This window comes from Neisseria sp. CCUG17229 (assembly GCF_047839235.1).
Taxonomy (GTDB): Bacteria; Pseudomonadota; Gammaproteobacteria; order Burkholderiales; family Neisseriaceae; genus Neisseria; species Neisseria brasiliensis.
Map to the genome: position 1 here is coordinate 824,182 of NZ_CP181247.1, position 18,305 is coordinate 842,486.

Below are 18,305 nucleotides of genomic sequence, written 5' to 3' on the forward strand. Positions count from 1 at the left end.
CAGACGGCCTGATTATTATGAAGTAGAGAAAAGACATGGCTTATCAAGTGCTTGCCCGTAAATGGCGTCCGAAAACATTTGCCGATTTAGTCGGCCAAGAACACGTTGTCAAAGCATTGCGCAACGCTTTGGACGAAGGCCGTCTGCACCATGCCTATCTCTTGACCGGTACGCGCGGTGTCGGCAAAACCACCATTGCACGTATTTTGGCCAAAAGCCTCAACTGCGAGCATGCCGATCACGGCGAACCGTGTGGCGTGTGTCAAAGCTGCACGCAAATTGATGCCGGCCGCTATGTCGATTTGCTGGAAATCGATGCCGCTTCAAATACCGGTATCGATAATATTCGCGAAGTATTGGAAAACGCGCAATACGCGCCGACTGCCGGAAAATACAAAGTTTATATCATCGACGAAGTGCATATGTTGTCGAAAAGTGCGTTCAACGCCATGCTGAAAACGCTGGAAGAACCGCCCGAGCATGTGAAATTCATTTTGGCGACTACCGACCCGCATAAAGTGCCGATTACCGTGTTGAGCCGCTGCTTGCAGTTTGTGTTGCGCAACATGACCACGCAGCAAGTGGCCGACCACTTGGCGCATGTGTTGGACAGTGAAAATATTCCTTACGAAGCCACTGCTTTGCAATTGCTGGGCAGGGCAGCGGCAGGCTCGATGCGCGATGCCTTGAGTTTGCTAGATCAGGCGATTGCAATGGGTTCGGGTAAGGTGGCCGAACACGATGTGCGTCAGATGATTGGTGCAGTGGATAAACGCTACCTGTATGAATTGCTGCAAAGTGTGGTCAATCAAGACGGCCAAGCCTTGCTCAACAAAGCGCAAGAAATGGTCGCCCGTGCGATTGGCTTCGACAGCGCATTGAGCGAACTGGCGATGCTGTTGCAACGGTTGGCGCTGATTCAGGCCGTGCCCTCTGCCTTGGCCAACGACGACCCCGAGCGCGAAGCCTTGCTGCAATTGAGTCAAGCCATGAGCGGCGAGCAGATACAGCTTTATTACCAATGCGCGATTCACGGTAAACAAGATTTGAGTTTGGCGCCCGACGAATACGCCGGATTTGTGATGACTTTGCTGCGTATGCTGGCATTTGCGCCTTTGGCCGCACAAGCCCACGGCGTGAATGATGTGGTTGAACACACGCAATTGCAAGAAGTGGAACATAAGGAAACCGCTGCAAAAAAGCCGCTGACGATTCCGACGCCGTCTGAAAATCAACACAATATTCAGACGGCCTCAACTGCTGCGACCATGCCGTCTGAGAAAGAACCGCAGGCAAAAGACATTCCTCCGTGGGAAGAACAGCCGGTCAATAAAACGGTAGAAACCGAGCCGCTTCAGACGGTCTCTGTTTCAAATGAGCCGCCTGCTGTTATAGAAGAAACTCAGCCGCAATACATTGAGGCGGAAAATATTCCGGTTGAACGCCCAGCAGAAATTCAGACGGCATCTGACGAATCTTATCAGCCGTCTGATCTCGATGAAGAAGACATGCCGCCGCCTTATTTTGACGAAGATTCGTATGATTTTGCGGCAGAGCCTGATACGCTGCCTGTGCCGCCGATTGCGGATGAAAGCCCTGAAGCCGATGATGAGGAAGAAGACGAGCCGCAATTTATTGCCTTGCCTGATTTCAAGCCGGAAAATTGGGCGTTGTTGGTACAGCGTTTTGCGAAAAAGCTTGGTGCCGCGCAAATGTTGGCGCAGCATGCCGCTTGGGTGAATTACAATCCTGATACGCATTTGATGACCTTGTCGCTCACCAGCGAAGCCAAAGCCACCACCAACAAAGAGCGTTTGGACAAAATCCAAAACGTGTTGGCCGCAGCTTATAATTTGCCGCTGAAGCTGCAAACCCAGCCGTGGCAAGATGATCAAGGTTGGGAAACGCCGACCATGCGCCGCCGGCGTTTGCAGCAAGAAGGGCGGCAACAGGCACAGGATTTGTTGGATGCCGATCCGACCGCGCAGCAGATTTTGCAAACCTTTGAAGCGCAATGGCTGCCGGATACGCTGGAATTAAAGCAAGCAAATGAATCTTGATGTTAGGAATCAAAACTTGAAAGGCCGTCTGAAACGGATTGCTAAAAAATATACGTTCAGACGGCCTTGAATCCTATTTCATCATTAGCCCGTGCAAGCAGGGGCAAAACCTGATAGGATTCGCCTTGAATAATTTTCTCATACACGCAAATTAGGAGCATACGATGTTCGGAAAAGCCGGATTAGGCGGGCTGATGAAGCAAGCCCAACAAATGCAGGAAAACATGAAAAAAGCCCAAGCCAAATTGGCTGAAACCGAAGTAAGCGGCGAAGCAGGCAACGGTTTGGTGAAAGTAACCATGACTTGCGCGCATGTGGTGCGCAAACTCGACATCAGCGAAGACTTGATTAAAGAAGCGGCTGATGACAAAGAAATGTTGGAAGATTTGATTTTGGCCGCAGTAAACGATGCGTCTGCCAAAGCCGAAGAAACCAGCAACAAAACTATGGGCGCATTTACCCAAGGTTTGCCGGCCGGTATGGGTGATTTTTTCCGTTAATCGGTAAAAGCGTTTGCTTAAAAATCAGAAAACCGCTGTTTTGCTCAGGCAGAAACAGCGGTTTTTAATTGCTTTGTTTAAATAAAGAAACGACTAAAAAAGCCGTCTGAAAGATAATCTTTCAGACGGCCTCATTCAATCAATCATGAAAAATCAATACATGCCTTCGCGCTCTTCGCGGGTAGAAATGTAGATGTTTTTCACTTGGGTGTAAGCAGCCAACATCATTTTGTGGGTTTCGCGACCGATACCGGAAGTTTTGTAGCCGCCAAACGGTGCGTGTGCAGGCAAGCGGTTGTAGCAGTTTACCCAAACGCGACCAGTTTCCAAGGCACGTGATACACGCAAGCAACGGTTGATGTCGGTACTCCAAACACCGCCGCCTAAGCCGTATTCCGAATCGTTGGCCATTTTGATGACTTCTTCTTCAGTTTTGAACTTGATAACAGTTGCTACTGGGCCGAAGATTTCTTCTTGGGCTACGCGGGCATCGTTGTCTTTGGCTTCGATCAGAGTTGGCTCCAAGAATGCGCCGCCGGCCAAATCGCCTTCAGCTTTTTTACCGCCGGTAATGATGCGGCAGCCTTCTTGTTCACCGATTTTGACGTATTTCAAAATGGTTTCCAATTGGCCGGCGTTGACTTGCGCGCCCATTTGGGTGTCGTCTTCCCAAGGCAGGCCGACTTTGACTTTCTTGAATTCTTCTGCCAAGGCTTCAACGAATTTGTCGTAAATACCTTCTTGCACGAAAATACGCGAACCGGCACAGCACACTTGGCCTTGGTTGAACAAAATACCTTTTTGCGCACCTTCAAGCGCTTTGTCAAACGGCATGTCGTCGAAGAAAATGTTGGCTGATTTACCGCCCAATTCCAAAGTAGCCGGAATCAACATTTCTGCAGCAGCGATACCGATGCGGCGGCCGACTTCGGTCGAACCGGTAAAGGCCAGTTTGTTGAAGCCTTTGTGATGCAACATGTATTCGCCGGATTTCGAACCTTTACCGGTGATCACGTTGAACACGCCTTTTGGCAACACATCATTCACTTTTTGCGCGAAAGACAGCAGGCTCAGTGAAGTGCTGGAAGAAGGGTGCAATACGATGGTACAACCGGCCGCCAATGCAGGCGCGATTTTCCAAGCAGCCATCAAGAATGGGAAGTTCCACGGAATGATTTGGCCAACTACGCCGATTGGCTCGCGCAGAATCAGCGACAAATCTTCTTCGTCCAATTGGGTGGCCGTGCCTTCTTCACCGCGAATCACGCCGGCAAAGTAGCGGAAGTGGTCGGAAGCCAATGGAATGTCGGCAGCGCGGGTTTCACGAATCGGTTTACCGTTATCCAGCGTTTCTTGCAGTGCAAACAATTCGGCGTTTTCATCAATGATGTCGGCGATTTTGTTCAAAATCGCAGCGCGTTCGGTAACGGTGGTTTTTTTCCAGGTTTTGAACGCTTCTTGCGCAGCGGCAACGGCAGCATCCACGTCAGCATCGCTGGCATCAACGAATTTCGCCAATTCTTCGCCATTGGCCGGATTGGTGGAAGTCAATAATTTGCCTTCGCTGCCTTTGGTCCATTCGCCGTTGATTAATAAGCCGTATTCTTTGTCAAAAACGTTTAAATCTTTTGCCATGATGCTGTCTCCTGTATTTTTTTAGCAGTTGTAGTTGACTGTAAGCGAAACGCTTCATCGCTAGAATATTATTTTTTGCTATGGAGTTCAAGCGCTAAAAATGCAAAGAAACATGAATTAACACAGCCAAAGAGTAGGCTGAAAAGGTAATTCATGCAATAAAATCAATTGGTCAGATTATCTAGGCTGTCTGAAAAATAAAGATTATTTTATTTAAATGTAATCAGTTGATTTTTTCAATTATGAAATATGTGAATAAATATGTTACGGTATAACAAAACATAATAAATTCAACAGCCTAAGGCTTGACGAGCGCGATTCTAAAGTACATACTTAAATCGTGATGCAGCCAATAAATCATCATACAGGTAGTTTGTTTATATGTGATTAAATGTGTGCATCCCGTTATACAATGAAATACCGTTCTATCAATTAAGCCAAACAAGGAGTGTTACCATGAAAATGCGTGCAGTGGTGGTGAATCAAGCTGTTGAAGGTGATGTAGAAGTTGTAGAGCGCGACATCCGTGAATTGGAATCGGGTGAAGCTTTGGTAGAAGTTGAATATTGCGGCGTGTGTCATACCGACTTGCACGTTGCTGCCGGTGATTACGGTGAAAAACCGGGTCGCGTTTTGGGCCATGAAGGCATTGGTAAAGTCAGCAAAGTGGCTGATGACGTGAAAAGCCTGAAAGTTGGCGACCGCGTAAGTATTGCGTGGCTGTTTGAAAGCTGTGGCTCTTGCGAATATTGTAATACCGGCCGCGAAACCTTGTGCCGTAGCGTCGTAAACGCGGGCTATACTGCGGATGGCGGCATGGCGACACATTGTATCGTTACTGCAGATTATGCGGTGAAAGTGCCGGATGGTTTGGATCCTGCGCAAGCCAGCTCGATTACTTGCGCCGGTGTGACCACTTATAAGGGCGTGAAAGTATCGAATGTGCGTCCGGGTCAATGGATTGCCGTGTATGGCGCCGGCGGCTTGGGTAACTTGGGCGTGCAATACGCGAAAAAAGTATTTGGCGCACATGTGATTGCTATCGATATCAATGACGACAAACTGGAATTTGCTAAAGAAAGCGGCGCTGATTTGGTGATTAATCCGCAAAAAGAAGACGCAGCCAAAGTAATTCAAGAAAAAGTTGGTGGCGCGCATGCCGCGATTGTGACGGCGGTTTCTTCTGCTGCATTTAATTCTGCTGTTGATGCCGTGCGTGCCGGTGGCCGCGTGGTGGCTATCGGTTTGCCGCCAGAGTCTATGGATTTGTCGATTCCGCGCTTGGTATTAGACGGTATCGAAGTAGTCGGCTCTTTGGTGGGTACGCGCCAAGATTTGGCTGAAGCCTTCCAATTCGGTGCTGAAGGTTTGGTGGTGCCAAAAGTACAATTGCGCGATTTGGATGAAGCGCCTGCAATTTTCCAAGAAATGCGCGAAGGTAAAATTACCGGCCGCATGGTAATTGACATGAAATGCGCTTGCGGTCACGAGCATTAATCTGATTTATTCATAAAGATAAAAGCCGTCTGAATTGTTTCAGACGGCTTTTTTGTTGGGGAATGAATAGAATCAGGCCGAGATCTTTGCGAGACTAGTCAATTTTTAGAAATCTTTAAACCGTCATTCCCGCGTAGGCGGGAATCTAGGACTATCGGATTCAGAAATATTAACTATATCAGCAGTTTGACGTACTGGATTCCCGCCTACGCGGGAATGACGAACATAGTTTTCTTGGTTTAAATTGAGTTTTACAAAGGTATCAGGCCGTCTGAAATATTGAATATTTCAGACGGCCTGATTCATGTCATTGAATCAAAACGATTCATTGGCTTTCAAATAGCGCCATTTACCCGGCGGCAGTTTGCCTAATTTCACTTTGCCCATGCGGATACGTTTCAAACCCACCACGCGTAAACCCACCAGCTCGCACATACGGCGGATTTGGCGTTTCTTACCTTGTTTCAAAATAAAGCGCAGTTGATCTTCATTTTGCCATTCGACTTTGGCAGGGCGAAGCTTTTCACCGTCTAAGCTTAAGCCGTGGTTGAGTAAGGCCAAGCCTTTGTCGTCTAACTTGCCGCGAACACGCACTAAATATTCTTTTTCGCTGTTGCTGGTTTCGCCGATTAGTTGCTTGGCGATGCGGCCATCTTGTGTCAACACCAGCAAGCCCACCGAATCGATGTCCAAACGTCCGGCAGGGGCGAGGCCGAATTTGTGTTTTTCGCTGAATGAAATGCGGCTGTCGTCGCCTTCCCATTGGTTTTCGGCGGTAATCAGCTCCGCCGCCGATTTATAACCTTTTTCCGCCTGCGCGCTAACATAACCAACGGGTTTGTTTAGTAAAATCGTTACACGGTTGGCTTGCTGCTCATGCGCTTGTTTGTTTAAATCGATGCGGTCGCTTTCGACCACTTTTTGGCCGAGTACCGCGGTTTGGCCGTTGACTTTGACCCAGCCTTGTTCGATATAACTGTCGGCTTCGCGGCGCGAGCAAAGGCCGAGTTGCGCCATGCGTTTGGATAGGCGCATGGCTTCGTTGTTGGATTCCATGATTTTTCGCTTTGTGAAAATATGGTCGGATTATAGCATTAACGCAACTTTTAGGTTTTTGTGATTTTTTTCAGACGGCCTGAGGCCTTTGTAAAACTTAAAATCCGTCATTGTCGGGCTTAGATTATACAATCCAGCCGTTTCTCATTGATAACTGTGCTAAAAATTCCGAAATTTAAATCATTGACTTAAAAAAATTATTTTTCAATTTGGGTGTCTTTGAGATTCAAAGACTGGATTGTCGGATCTAAGCCTGACAATGACGGCTACAGGTTTGTTGATTGAATCAGGGGAGGAGAAAAGTTTTCGGATTTTGTGATATCGATATGAAGGGAACAGTTTTTGTATATCGGTCTGGGTTTGTATTGAAAAAATGCCGTCTGAAAATTTCAGAAGGCATTCTATCTGCTTTGATTAATTAACAATCAAATGCTTATTCCCACTCGATTGTGGCTGGCGGTTTGCCGCTTACGTCGTACACCACGCGGTTGATGCCTTTGACTTCGTTGATGATGCGGTTGGATACGCGGCCGAGCAGTGAGTATGGTAGCTCTGCCCAATGTGCGGTCATGAAGTCACTGGTGACAACAGCGCGTAAAGCAACAACATAATCGTAGGTGCGGCCATCGCCCATCACACCCACGGATTTCACCGGCAGGAACACGGCGAAGGCTTGGCTGGTGAGGTCATACCATGATGTGCCGTTTTCATCGGTGGTATTGCGCAATTCTTGGATGAAGATGTCGTCGGCTTGGCGCAGCAAGTCGGCGTATTCTTTTTTCACTTCACCCAAAATACGCACGCCCAAGCCCGGACCCGGGAATGGGTGGCGGTACACCATTTCGCGTGGCAGACCGAGCGCAACGCCCAGTTCGCGTACTTCGTCTTTAAACAAATCGCGCAATGGCTCCAGCAATTTGAGCTTCATGTTTTCCGGCAAACCGCCGACATTGTGGTGTGATTTGATGGCGTGGGCTTTTTTGGTTTTTGCGCCGGCGCTTTCGATCACGTCAGGGTAAATGGTGCCTTGTGCCAACCATTTGGCGTTGGTGAGTTTTTTCTCTTCGGCATCAAATACTTCAATGAACTCACCGCCGATGATTTTGCGTTTTTTCTCAGGGTCGGTTTCGCCGGCGAGTTTGGCCATGAATTGGTCTTCGGCATCAACGTGAATCACGCGCACGCCTAAGTTGCGGGCGAACATGTCCATCACATTTTTGCCTTCGTTCAGGCGCAGCAGGCCGTGATCCACGAAAACGCAGGTCAGTTGGTCACCGATGGCGCGGTGAATCAGTGCGGCGGCTACCGATGAATCGACACCGCCGGACAAGCCCAAAATCACTTCGTCGCTACCGACTTGCTCGCGGATTTTGGCCACGGCTTCTTCGATGTAGTTTGGCATGGTCCAGCTAGGTTGCGCGCCGCAGATGTCGAGCACGAAGCGGTTAATCAGCGCACGGCCTTGTTTGGTGTGGGTGACTTCCGGGTGGAATTGAATGCCGTAGAATTGTTTCTCGGCGTTTTCCATCATGGCAATCGGGCAAGACGGGGTGTCGCCGATCACGGCAAAACCTTCCGGTAATTTGGATACTTTGTCGCCGTGGCTCATCCACACGTCAAGCGTGTTTGGCTGGCCGTCGAAAATGTCGCGGGTCAGTTCGCTGTCGATGGTTTTCACTTGTGCATAACCAAATTCACGTTGGTTGCCCGGAGACACTTCGCCGCCCAAGTGGTGCGCCATAAACTGCATGCCGTAGCAAATGCCCAATACCGGCACGCCCAAATCAAACAGGCCGGTGTCGGCTTGGTAGTCGGATTCGTAAACGGAATTAGGGCCGCCTGAAAGAATAATGCCTTTCGGATTAAAGGCTTTGATGTCTTCCAATGACATGTCGAACGAATGCAGCTCGCAGTAAACATGGGCTTCGCGTACGCGACGGGCGATGAGCTGGGTGACTTGTGAACCGAAGTCGAGAATCAGGATTTTGTCTTGGGTCATGATGTTGGGCTTTGTGGAATGAAAAGAGAATGCGGCGCAATAAAAGGCCGTCTGAAAAATGGCGATATTGTACCAGTTTCAGACGGCCTATACCATTATCCCAGTGATTTATTGCGGCGGTTGATCCAGGTGACTAACGACAGCATCACCGGTACTTCTACCAACACGCCGACGACCGTAGCCAATGCGGCGCCGGAGTGTAAGCCGAATAGGGAAATGGCAACCGCAACAGCCAATTCAAAGAAATTACTGGTGCCAATCAGGCAGGCGGGAGCGGCGATTTCATGCGGCAAATTCAGGCGCTTGGCGACCCAATGGCCGAGAAAGAAAATGCCGTAGGTTTGCACCAGCAACGGAATGGCAATCAGCACAATGATAAACGGCTGGCTTAAGATGGTTTGCGCTTGAAAAGCAAACAACAGCACCACCGTCAGCAGTAAGCCGAAAATCGAAAAAGGCTTGAGTTTGGCGGTGAACGAGCCAACTGGAAGGCGTTTGCCCAGCAGTATTTTGCGCGTGATTAATCCGGCCAAAAGCGGCAGCAACACATATAAAATCGTGCTGTACACCAAGGTTTGCCAAGGAATGCTGATGTCGCTCACGCCCAATAAAAATCCGGCAATCGGTGCAAAGGCAAAAATCATGATGATGTCATTGACCGAGACTTGAACCAGCGTGTAATTCGGGTCGCCTTTAACCAATTGCGACCACACAAAAACCATGGCTGTGCAGGGTGCGACACCGAGCAGAATCATGCCGGCGATGTATTCTTGTGCCGACTGCGGATCAACCCAAGGCGCAAACAGCCAGCGGAAAAACAGCCAGCCAATAAGCGCCATGGTAAACGGTTTCACCAGCCAATTGACCACGACCGTCATCAGCAAACCTTTCGGTTTTTGCCCGGCATCTTTGATGGCCGACCAATCGATTTGAATCATCATCGGATAAATCATCAGCCAAATCAACACGGCGACGGGTAAGTTGATGTGCGCCACTTCCATTAAGGCGATGTGTTGTATGGCGTGTGGAAAAAGTGTACCGATGCTGACACCGGCGATAATGGCGAGCGCTACCCAAATACTGAGAAATCGTTCGAAAATACCCATGTTTATCTAAAAATCATTAGTGGTTAGCAAAGAAAAAGGCCGAGTGATTCTCGGCCTTTCGGTTTAGTGAGACAAGCGGTCTGGCTGCTTGGGCATTTTATATGGAATCATGTTGCTGCGCGAGAGCAACAACAAGCAGCCCAGCACCATCATGCCTAAGGCGATCAGTGGCGAATAGGCAAACCAGTATTCGGTACGCAGATAAATGGCCGCACCGATATACATCAAAATCGGACCGGAAATAATCGATTGCTTGTTGATACCGTCCATAATCATCACGGCCAATCCGGCAACGCCCAAGCCGATGGCAATCAAGGTGGCGGTGGCGGGCAGGATGCCGGTGGTTTTTAAAAACCAAACCGCGCCAAACAGAATTAAAAACAAAGGCAGGGCAAGTGAGGCTTGTCGCATGGTGTTTTCCTTCGCAGGATAATGGGTTTTCAGACGGCATTATTATTGTGGCAGAAGCGCATCTTGAAAAGCGGATAAAGTGCAATCTTGCGTGTTTTTGAGAAAGGATTGAGATGGAATATGTAAAACGCTATCCGCTGCAAATATTTCAGACGGCCTATAATGACCATCATCTTACTTGGGTCAAAAAAGCCGTCTGAAAAGATGTAGAGCAGATTATTTCGTTGTTTTGCCAAAGAGGCGTGAAATTAGGCTGTCAGTTTGCTTTTGTAAATCCTGCTTCTGATTGAAATTGTCACGTAGGCTGGCAACGGGATGCTCTGGTGTGCGCACTAGTAGGGAAATGGCATTGGTGCGCGTGCTGTAGCGCAAGTTGTAACGGCATTCCGGCTCGTACAGACGCTTGCGGTTTTCAGTGATGTTGACGTTTTCGCTGCTGATGCCGAGTTTGTCTAAAGAAGTCGAAAGATTCTGTATTAAGGCACGATTAGGTGTTTTGGGGTTATCTAAAATGCAGACGTGGTTAATTTTTTGTAACTCTTGTGGGCCGTAATTGCCGATGCGGGTTTTGCCGCTATGGCAGGCTGTCAGGACAATCAAGCCGGTCGCGATGAATAAGGTTTTTATTTTCATGGGTTTCTCCTGTTTCGGGGGGTTGGTTTTAAGATGAAGTCACATTTTTCATCAAACGCTGTTTCTCACGCTTCCAATCGGCTTCTTTCAGGCTTTGGCGTTTGTCGTGTTGTTTTTTACCTTTAGCCAAACCGATTTCCATTTTGATGCGGCTACGATTGTAATGCAGATTGAGCGGCACAATGGTGTAACCCGCCCGCTCGGTTTTGCCGATAAGCTTGTTAATCTCGGCTTGATTGAGCAGTAATTTACGCGGACGCACCGGATCGGGTTTGACGTGGGTTGAGGCAGTCGGCAGAGCCGTTACGTGGCAGCCGACCAGATAAAATGCGTCTTTTTTCCAGTAGATATAGCTTTCTTTGAGCTGCACACGACCGGCGCGGATGGCTTTTACTTCCCATCCTTCCAGCACCAAACCGGCTTCGATTTGGTCTTCAATAAAGTAATCGTGAAAGGCTTTTTTATTATTGGCAATACTCATAATGCTGATTCTTGATAGGTTTTCAGACGGCCTATTTTATCAGGCCGTCTGAAAAAGGGAAATAACAGGTCAAAGGCTTTGAGGCCGTCTGAAAATTTAAAACGCTTTCACGAGGGCAAAACGTGCCACTGTTTCGCCGTTGAATTCAACGGTTTCGGCAAACATGGCGGCAGGGCGCACCCACAAACCGAATTCGCCGTATAAAGCGCGGTAAACCACCAATTCTTCTTCGGTTTCGCTGTGGTGGGCAAGGCCGGTGACTTCGTACAGATTGCCTTTGTAATGGCGGTAAATGCCTGCAGGAATGGAATGTTTCATGATCGGATATGGCGCTGGTAAAAAAGGTTGATGTTGGCGATGTCTTGGGTGTGCTGCGGTTTTAAATCGATTTTTAAATCCGCCAGCTTGATTAACAGGCGGTCTTCCGCTTCTGCAACAGCGCAGGAAACTTCGCCTTGGCTGCGAAAATGTGCAATTAACTCATCGAGTTGCTTTAATGCACGTTGATAATTGTCCATGTCGTACCCACAATAAAAAATGGCGGGAAATCCCGCCATCACATTACGGCTGACGCCGCGCACTCATTAAGCAGCTTGAATGTTAGCAGCTTGTTTGCCTTTAGGGCCGGTGGTCACTTCGAAAGACACGCGTTGGCCTTCTTTCAGGGTTTTGAAACCATCCATGTTGATCGCAGAGAAGTGAGCGAACAAATCTTCGCCACCTTCATCTGGAGTGATGAAACCAAAACCTTTAGCGTCGTTGAACCATTTTACGATACCGGTTGCCATTGAGAACTTCCTATACTTAAAAAATTTAACAAAAACAGCAAATAAGGCAATACGTCAAACCAAAAAGTTTCAAGTTTCTCCCTAAAAACAATTATGCTTTTTCGAGTGCCGACTCTGCTTAACCGTCTTTTTACATTCGTTAATGTCTGTAGTCAAGTAATGTTTGGGAAAAAGCGAAAATTTTATTAAAATAGTACAAAATACAACAGAAATAACCCGTTTTTTATTTATTAAGCATAGATTTGCGCATGGTGCGTGATATTGTACTAAGCCCAGTTTAAAAACGGTTTTGGAGCCATATATATACATGAGCAATAGCCATACTCATCACGAATCGGAAACATTAATAAATGACCGACAAACCCAGCCGCCGAAACGTTACGGCGTTTTCCTGTTAAACGACGATTACACGACCATGGATTTTGTGGTGGCGGTGTTGACCGAAATTTTCATGTTGAGCGAAGAACAAGCCGTCGCGGTGATGCTGCTGGTTCATCATGAGGGCAAGGGTTTGTGTGGCACATACACACGCGACATTGCCCAAACCAAACAGCAGCAAGTCATGCAGCGAGCCAAGGTAGAAGGCCATCCGCTGCAATGTATCGTTGAGGAGGTTTAATCCATGCTGTCATCAGAATTAGAACGCATTTTACAAGTGCTTTATACCGAAGCGCGCGGCGAACGTTATGAATTCATCAGCTTAGAGCATTTATTGCTGGTGTTGATTGATGAAAACGAAGCCGTCAGAAACACGCTGGCTGAGTGTGGTGCCGATTTGAAACTATTGTCCGATCAGCTTACCGACAGTGTGACCGAAAACACGCCGCAGATTCCCGAGCATTTGTTGGACAGCACCGAAACGCAGCCGACTTTAGGCTTTCAGCGCGTGATCCAACGTGCCATGGTGCACACCCAATCAGCAGGCAAAAGCGAAGTTTCGCCGCTGGACTTGCTGGTGGCGCTCATGAGCGAGAGCGACAGTCATGCCGTGTATTTCCTGAAACTGCAATCCATGAGCCGTTTTGAAATTTTGCGCAGCATTGCGCATGGCGGTTTGAATGCCGCCGCGCAAGAATCTTTAGACGGCCAAGATGCCGAAGCAGGCGAGCAGGGAGAAGAAAAAGGTAATCCGTTGGCCAAATACTGCGTGAATTTGAATGACGAAGTGAACGCCGGCCGCATCGATCCGCTCATCGGCCGCAAACATGAAATGGAACGCCTGGTGCAGATTTTGTGCCGCCGCCGCAAAAACAATCCTTTGCTGGTGGGGGAAGCTGGTGTCGGCAAAACCGCCTTGGCCGAAGGTTTGGCGCATCAGATTGTCAACGGCAATGTGCCGGAAACGCTGAAGAATGCGGTGGTGTATTCGTTGGATATGGGCGCATTACTAGCCGGCACCAAATACCGTGGCGACTTTGAAGCGCGTGTGAAAGCTGTGTTGAAACAATTGGAAAAAGTTGAACACGCCATTTTGTTTATCGACGAAATTCACACCATTATCGGCGCGGGCAGTACCAGCGGTGGTACGATGGATGCGTCCAACCTGCTCAAACCGGCATTGGCCAAAGGCCTGTTGCGTTGCATTGGTGCGACCACTTACGACGAATACCGTACCATTTTCGACAAAGACCATGCCTTGAGCCGCCGTTTCCAAAAAATCGACATTGTCGAACCGACTGTGGACGAAACCGTACAAATCCTGCGTGGCTTGAAGCCGATGTTTGAAACCTTCCACCAAGTGCGCTACACCCAAGGCGCATTGGAAGCCGCCGCCGAGCTTTCTGCCCGCTACATCAACGAGCGTTTCCTGCCGGATAAAGCCATCGATGTGATGGACGAAGCTGGTGCGGCGCAACGTATTTTGCCGAAATCCAAGCAGAAAAAAGTTATCGGCAAGGCGCAAATTGAATCGGTAATTGCCAAAGTTGCCCGCATTCCGGAAAAAACCGTGTCACACGACGATAAACAAGTGCTGCAATTCTTGGCGCGTGATTTGAAAAACATGGTTTACGGCCAAGACGATGCCATTGAAGCCTTGGTTGCCGCTGTGAAAATGTCGCGTTCTGGTTTGGGTTTGCCTGACAAACCGATCGGCAGCTTCCTGTTTTCTGGTCCGACCGGCGTGGGTAAAACCGAAGTCGCCCGCCAATTGGCCTTCTCGTTGGGTGTACCGCTACAACGTTTTGATATGTCGGAATACATGGAACGCCATGCCGTGTCGCGCTTAATCGGTGCGCCACCGGGCTATGTCGGTTTCGATCAAGGCGGCTTGCTGACGGAAGCCGTGAATAAGCAACCACATTGCGTGTTGCTGTTGGATGAAATCGAAAAAGCGCATCCCGATATTTTCAACGTGTTGCTGCAAGTGATGGATGCCGGCCGCTTAACCGACAACAACGGCAAAAGCGCCGATTTCCGCAACGTCATTTTGATTATGACCACCAATGCCGGTGCCGAAAGCTTAAGCCGTCCGACCTTCGGCTTTACCAGCAAACGTGAGCGTGGTGATGAAATGCAGGCCATCAACAAAATGTTTACGCCTGAATTCCGCAACCGTTTGGATGCGATTATCCCGTTTGCGCCGTTGTCTGAGCCGATTATCATCAAAGTGGTGGACAAATTCCTGCTGCAATTGGAGCATCAGCTGCTCGACAAAAAGGTCGAAGCCGAATTCACACCGGCATTGCGCCAATACTTGGCTGAAAAAGGATTTGATCCGCAAATGGGCGCGCGCCCGATGCACCGCCTGATTCAGGAAAAAATCCGCAAAGCCTTGGCTGATGAGTTGCTATTTGGCAAATTGGCAGATGGCGGCTACGTCAAAATCGACTGGAACCGCGAGAAAGGTGAAGTAGTGTTGAAGTTTCAAAAAGGTGCAGCCAAGAAAAAAACGCAAGAGGCCGTCTGAAAAAGATGTGTTTATGTGTTGAATTAAGTTGGTATTGAAAGAAGGGCCGTCTGAAAACTGATTTTCAGACGGCCTTTTATTGTGTTCTAAATCTGATTTAAAACTGTTTTAACGCGGATGCACCATATCGGCAGGCACGACCAATTGGTCAAATTCTTCGCCGCTCAATAAGCCGAGCTCGATGGCGGTTTCGCGCAGGGAGCTGTCGTTTTTATACGCGGTTTTGGCGACTTTAGCGGCATTTTCATAGCCGATTTTTCGGTTTAAGGCGGTAACCAGCATTAATGAGTGATGCAGGAAATAATCGATTTTTTCCGGTACCGGTTCGATGCCAACGGCGCAATGCTCGTTGAAGCTGTTGCAGGCATCACCCAACAGGCGGATGGATTGTAGCAGGTTGTAGCCGATAACGGGCATATAAACGTTCAATTCGAAGTTGCCCGATGCGCCTGCCATGCCGATGGTGACGTCGTTGCCGAATACTTGGCAGCACACCATGGTCAGCGCTTCACATTGGGTCGGGTTGACTTTGCCCGGCATGATGGATGAACCCGGCTCGTTTTCCGGAATTTTGATTTCACCCAAGCCGCAACGCGGGCCGGAAGCCAGCCAGCGGATATCGTTGGCGATTTTGTTCAAGCTCGCGGCCAAGGTTTTCAGTGCGCCCGAAGCGTATACGGCGGCATCGCGCCCAGCCAGGGCTTCAAATTTGTTCGGCGCAGTAATAAACGGCAACCCGGACAATTCGGCGAGTTTGGCGGCTGATTTTTCGGCGTATTCTGGATGGCTGTTCAAACCGGTGCCGACGGCAGTACCACCCAACGGCAATTCATAAAGCCCTTGCAAAGCATCGTTCAGACGGCCTAAACCGTGGTCGAGCTGGGAAACGTAGCCGGAGAATTCCTGGCCCAAAGTCAGTGGCGTGGCATCCTGCAAGTGGGTGCGGCCGATTTTGACAATCGGTTCAAACGCTTTGGCTTTGTCATCAAGTGTATCGCGCAGGGCTTTGACAGCCGGAATCAGCAGGCGATTGATTTCGATGGCGGCGGCAACGTGAATGGCGGTTGGAAAGCTGTCGTTGGTCGATTGCGCGTGATTGACGTGGTCGTTGGGGTGGACAGGCTGGTACGCCGCCAAACCGCTGCCTGCGATTTCATTGGCACGGTTGGCGATGACTTCGTTCATGTTCATGTTGGACTGCGTGCCCGAACCGGTCTGCCACACCACCAGTGGGAATTGGCCGTCGAGCTTGCCGTTTAACACATCATCCGCCGCCTGTGTAATTAAATCGCCTTGCTCAGCTTTGATGCGTCCCAAACACACATTGGTCGCGGCGGCCGCTTTTTTAACCAAGGCCATGGCGTAGATCAACGGCTGCGGCAGGGTTTCGCCGCCGATTTTGAAATTGTCGCGGCTGCGCTGGGTTTGCGCGCCCCAGTAGGCTTCAGACGGCACTTCAACATCGCCCATGGTGTCGTGTTCGATACGGGTAGTCATGATTTCTCCTGTTTTAATTTAAAATGCGAACCATTCGCATAAATTAATTATAGCCAGTCATGCTCCTTATGAAAAGGTGGGTTGAATTTTTAAATGTATCGTTGTTCTGGATAAAAAATAATACAACGCTGCCAGCTCCCTTATGTATTAAATGTACAAAGCAGTCGTTGTTGTCTTGTCTTATTTTTCTTTGAAACAGCTATCATCAAGATGATTCATTGGTTATGGCTAGTTTTAATCTTTTTTCAAGGCCGTACGCCAATCCAAGCCGTTGATGGCGGGGATTTGGGTCACGACTTCCGTGTCGAGGTTGATAGCGGTGAGTTCGCCACCCCACAATGCGCCGGTGTCGAGCGAGATGATGCCGTCGGTGTTCATGTAGCCGAGTGACGACCAATGGCCGAACACGATTTTATGGCTTAGGTTTTGGCGGTTGGGTACGCGGAACCATGGGCGCAGGTAGATCGGCATTTTGTCGAGCGTGGCTTTAAAATCGAAATCGAGTTCGTTTTGATAAGTGAGCGCGCGCATTCGGCTGAACACGTTGACGATAAAGCGTAAACGGCTGTAACCGCTTAAATTTTCGTCCCACGCGATTGGGGTGTTGCCGTACATTTTGGCAAAGAATTTTTCGTATTTACTGCCTTGCAATTCGGCTTCAGCTTCACGCGCCAATTCTTCGGATTGGGCAACCGACCATTGCGGCAGGATGCCGGCATGCACCATCACATGGTTGTCGTTGCGGATCATCAAGGGCTGATGACGCAGCCAGTCGAGCATTTTGCGGCTGTCGGGGTGATTCAGAATTGGGGTGATGGTGTCGCTGCGTTTGGTGGTGCCGTAACCATAGCCGACGGCAAGCAGGTGGAAATCGTGGTTGCCGAGAATGATTTGAACGCTGTCGGGATGCTGCATGGCAAATTGCAGCGATTCCAAGGATTTGGGGCCGCGGTTGACGATGTCGCCGGTGAGCCACAGGGTATCGGTGCCGTGGTTGAAGTCGAGTTTTTGCAGCAAAACCGAAAGTTCGTCGTAGCAGCCTTGGATGTCGCCGATTGCATAATGCGCCATGTTGATTTTGATTCCTGATGTGGGATTTCAGACGGCCTACAGAAAAATAGGCCGTCTGAAAACAATATTGCTTGAGGCCGTTTCAGACGGCCTTTATTTTTGAAATAAATAGTTTACGCGTTTAACACCAATACCGCTTCGGCTTCAACCTGCACACCTTTAGGCAGGCTGGCGATGCCGACGGCGGCGCGGGCTGGGAACGGCTCGGGGATAAATTCAGCCATCACTTCGTTGAAAATGGCGAAGTTACTCAAGTCAGTCAGATAGGCGTTGACTTTAACGATGTCGCTCAAAGAGCCGCCGGCCGCTTCTGCTACGGCTTGCAGGTTTTTGAATACTTGCACCGCTTCGGCACGGAAATCGCCGTCGCCGACTACTTGCATGGTGGCCGGGTCAAGCGGGATTTGGCCGCTCATGTAAACAGTATCGCCCGCCCGCACGGCTTGGCTGTAAGCGCCGATGGCGGCAGGGGCGTTGTCGGTGTGAATGATGGTTTTCGCCATGATGTTTCTCCTGAAAAAAGCAGTTGGAATAGGCTGTTATGATACAAAATTTTGCGTGGCTTAGGAAGCTGGGCGGTGTGTTTGACTGCGTTTCAGACGGCCTGTTTTGAATCAAGGCCCTTACATTCGCCTAACAAGTGCAATTTCCAATAACAGAAAA

The 18,305-nt window shown here is 49.1% G+C and carries 18 protein-coding genes; 5 read left to right on the plus strand and 13 right to left on the minus strand.

Annotated features, from left to right (window positions below):
- Positions 1–35: 35 nt before the first annotated feature.
- On the plus strand, positions 36–2,060 hold the full coding sequence (dnaX, locus tag ACM67B_RS03880; RefSeq protein ID WP_416190219.1) for a DNA polymerase III subunit gamma/tau: 2,025 nt from the start codon (positions 36–38) through the stop codon (positions 2,058–2,060).
- A 164-nt stretch (positions 2,061–2,224) separates the two neighbouring features.
- Positions 2,225–2,560: a YbaB/EbfC family nucleoid-associated protein gene (locus ACM67B_RS03885; protein ID WP_095502622.1), complete on the plus strand. Its 336-nt coding sequence runs from the start codon at positions 2,225–2,227 to the stop codon at positions 2,558–2,560.
- Between the two features lie 153 nt (positions 2,561–2,713).
- On the opposite strand, the gene ACM67B_RS03890 is transcribed toward ACM67B_RS03885, so the two are convergent.
- The gene (locus ACM67B_RS03890; RefSeq protein WP_416190220.1) at positions 2,714–4,195 is read right to left on the minus strand and encodes an aldehyde dehydrogenase family protein; all 1,482 of its coding nucleotides are present in this window, start codon (positions 4,193–4,195) and stop codon (positions 2,714–2,716) included.
- A gap of 456 nt (positions 4,196–4,651) precedes the next feature.
- Between ACM67B_RS03890 and adhP the strand changes: the two genes are divergently transcribed.
- On the plus strand, positions 4,652–5,692 hold the full coding sequence (gene adhP, locus ACM67B_RS03895; RefSeq protein WP_416190221.1) for an alcohol dehydrogenase AdhP: 1,041 nt from the start codon (positions 4,652–4,654) through the stop codon (positions 5,690–5,692).
- A gap of 315 nt (positions 5,693–6,007) precedes the next feature.
- On the opposite strand, the gene ACM67B_RS03900 is transcribed toward adhP, so the two are convergent.
- From ACM67B_RS03900 to ACM67B_RS03940, 9 genes are all read right to left on the minus strand, one after another.
- On the minus strand, positions 6,008–6,748 hold the full coding sequence (locus ACM67B_RS03900) for a pseudouridine synthase (protein WP_416190222.1): 741 nt from the start codon (positions 6,746–6,748) through the stop codon (positions 6,008–6,010).
- 433 nt (positions 6,749–7,181) lie between these two features.
- Positions 7,182–8,747, minus strand: a complete 1,566-nt coding sequence (guaA, locus tag ACM67B_RS03905; RefSeq protein WP_416190223.1) for a glutamine-hydrolyzing GMP synthase — start codon at positions 8,745–8,747, stop codon at positions 7,182–7,184.
- A gap of 95 nt (positions 8,748–8,842) precedes the next feature.
- Positions 8,843–9,853: an ACR3 family arsenite efflux transporter gene (gene arsB, locus ACM67B_RS03910; RefSeq protein WP_416190224.1), complete on the minus strand. Its 1,011-nt coding sequence runs from the start codon at positions 9,851–9,853 to the stop codon at positions 8,843–8,845.
- 63 nt (positions 9,854–9,916) lie between these two features.
- Positions 9,917–10,264: a hypothetical protein gene (locus ACM67B_RS03915; RefSeq protein ID WP_416190225.1), complete on the minus strand. Its 348-nt coding sequence runs from the start codon at positions 10,262–10,264 to the stop codon at positions 9,917–9,919.
- A 216-nt stretch (positions 10,265–10,480) separates the two neighbouring features.
- Complete coding sequence (locus ACM67B_RS03920; RefSeq protein ID WP_416190226.1) at positions 10,481–10,897, minus strand: hypothetical protein; 417 nt, start codon at positions 10,895–10,897, stop codon at positions 10,481–10,483.
- Positions 10,898–10,925: 28 nt separating this feature from the next.
- The gene (smpB, locus tag ACM67B_RS03925; protein WP_416190227.1) at positions 10,926–11,378 is read right to left on the minus strand and encodes an SsrA-binding protein SmpB; all 453 of its coding nucleotides are present in this window, start codon (positions 11,376–11,378) and stop codon (positions 10,926–10,928) included.
- A 96-nt stretch (positions 11,379–11,474) separates the two neighbouring features.
- Entirely contained in the window at positions 11,475–11,696 is a 222-nt protein-coding gene (locus ACM67B_RS03930; RefSeq protein WP_095502609.1) for a DUF1653 domain-containing protein, read from the minus strand.
- A complete protein-coding gene (locus ACM67B_RS03935) occupies positions 11,693–11,896 on the minus strand; it encodes a branched-chain amino acid ABC transporter (protein WP_416190228.1) in 204 nt (67 codons plus the stop codon). Before ACM67B_RS03935 ends, ACM67B_RS03930 begins: the two co-directional genes overlap by 4 nt.
- 66 nt (positions 11,897–11,962) lie before the next feature.
- On the minus strand, positions 11,963–12,166 hold the full coding sequence (locus tag ACM67B_RS03940) for a cold-shock protein (RefSeq protein WP_016687461.1): 204 nt from the start codon (positions 12,164–12,166) through the stop codon (positions 11,963–11,965).
- 307 nt (positions 12,167–12,473) lie between these two features.
- Here ACM67B_RS03940 and clpS point away from each other — a divergent pair, with 307 nt between their 5' ends.
- Positions 12,474–12,785 (plus strand): ATP-dependent Clp protease adapter ClpS, encoded by a 312-nt coding sequence (clpS, locus tag ACM67B_RS03945; RefSeq protein ID WP_416190229.1) that lies wholly within the window; start codon positions 12,474–12,476, stop codon positions 12,783–12,785.
- 3 nt (positions 12,786–12,788) lie between these two features.
- Positions 12,789–15,074 carry an ATP-dependent Clp protease ATP-binding subunit ClpA gene (clpA, locus tag ACM67B_RS03950; protein WP_416190230.1) on the plus strand — a complete coding sequence of 762 codons (2,286 nt, stop codon included), beginning with the start codon at positions 12,789–12,791 and terminating at the stop codon, positions 15,072–15,074.
- Positions 15,075–15,182: 108 nt separating this feature from the next.
- Here clpA and fumC read toward each other — a convergent pair whose 3' ends face one another.
- The 3 genes from fumC to ACM67B_RS03965 all read right to left on the minus strand — a co-directional run bounded on the left by fumC (position 15,183) and on the right by ACM67B_RS03965 (position 18,145).
- Complete coding sequence (fumC, locus tag ACM67B_RS03955) at positions 15,183–16,571, minus strand: class II fumarate hydratase (RefSeq protein WP_416190231.1); 1,389 nt, start codon at positions 16,569–16,571, stop codon at positions 15,183–15,185.
- A gap of 234 nt (positions 16,572–16,805) precedes the next feature.
- Positions 16,806–17,642: a symmetrical bis(5'-nucleosyl)-tetraphosphatase gene (locus ACM67B_RS03960; RefSeq protein WP_416190232.1), complete on the minus strand. Its 837-nt coding sequence runs from the start codon at positions 17,640–17,642 to the stop codon at positions 16,806–16,808.
- Positions 17,643–17,755: 113 nt separating this feature from the next.
- Positions 17,756–18,145, minus strand: coding sequence for a RidA family protein (locus ACM67B_RS03965; RefSeq protein WP_416190233.1), 390 nt, complete (start codon positions 18,143–18,145; stop codon positions 17,756–17,758).
- Positions 18,146–18,305 lie beyond the last annotated feature (160 nt).

Coding starts and splice junctions, on each gene's coding strand:
- adhP (WP_416190221.1), top strand. CDS start 4,652: ATGAAAATGCGTGCAGTGGTGGTGAATCAAGCTGTTGAAGGTGATGTA.
- smpB (WP_416190227.1), bottom strand. CDS start 11,378: ATGAGTATTGCCAATAATAAAAAAGCCTTTCACGATTACTTTATTGAA.
- ACM67B_RS03885 (WP_095502622.1), top strand. CDS start 2,225: ATGTTCGGAAAAGCCGGATTAGGCGGGCTGATGAAGCAAGCCCAACAA.
- clpA (WP_416190230.1), top strand. CDS start 12,789: ATGCTGTCATCAGAATTAGAACGCATTTTACAAGTGCTTTATACCGAA.
- ACM67B_RS03960 (WP_416190232.1), bottom strand. CDS start 17,642: ATGGCGCATTATGCAATCGGCGACATCCAAGGCTGCTACGACGAACTT.
- clpS (WP_416190229.1), top strand. CDS start 12,474: ATGAGCAATAGCCATACTCATCACGAATCGGAAACATTAATAAATGAC.
- ACM67B_RS03965 (WP_416190233.1), bottom strand. CDS start 18,145: ATGGCGAAAACCATCATTCACACCGACAACGCCCCTGCCGCCATCGGC.
- arsB (WP_416190224.1), bottom strand. CDS start 9,853: ATGGGTATTTTCGAACGATTTCTCAGTATTTGGGTAGCGCTCGCCATT.
- ACM67B_RS03920 (WP_416190226.1), bottom strand. CDS start 10,897: ATGAAAATAAAAACCTTATTCATCGCGACCGGCTTGATTGTCCTGACA.
- ACM67B_RS03935 (WP_416190228.1), bottom strand. CDS start 11,896: ATGGACAATTATCAACGTGCATTAAAGCAACTCGATGAGTTAATTGCA.
- ACM67B_RS03940 (WP_016687461.1), bottom strand. CDS start 12,166: ATGGCAACCGGTATCGTAAAATGGTTCAACGACGCTAAAGGTTTTGGT.
- fumC (WP_416190231.1), bottom strand. CDS start 16,571: ATGACTACCCGTATCGAACACGACACCATGGGCGATGTTGAAGTGCCG.
- ACM67B_RS03890 (WP_416190220.1), bottom strand. CDS start 4,195: ATGGCAAAAGATTTAAACGTTTTTGACAAAGAATACGGCTTATTAATC.
- ACM67B_RS03915 (WP_416190225.1), bottom strand. CDS start 10,264: ATGCGACAAGCCTCACTTGCCCTGCCTTTGTTTTTAATTCTGTTTGGC.
- ACM67B_RS03930 (WP_095502609.1), bottom strand. CDS start 11,696: ATGAAACATTCCATTCCTGCAGGCATTTACCGCCATTACAAAGGCAAT.
- ACM67B_RS03900 (WP_416190222.1), bottom strand. CDS start 6,748: ATGGAATCCAACAACGAAGCCATGCGCCTATCCAAACGCATGGCGCAA.
- guaA (WP_416190223.1), bottom strand. CDS start 8,747: ATGACCCAAGACAAAATCCTGATTCTCGACTTCGGTTCACAAGTCACC.
- dnaX (WP_416190219.1), top strand. CDS start 36: ATGGCTTATCAAGTGCTTGCCCGTAAATGGCGTCCGAAAACATTTGCC.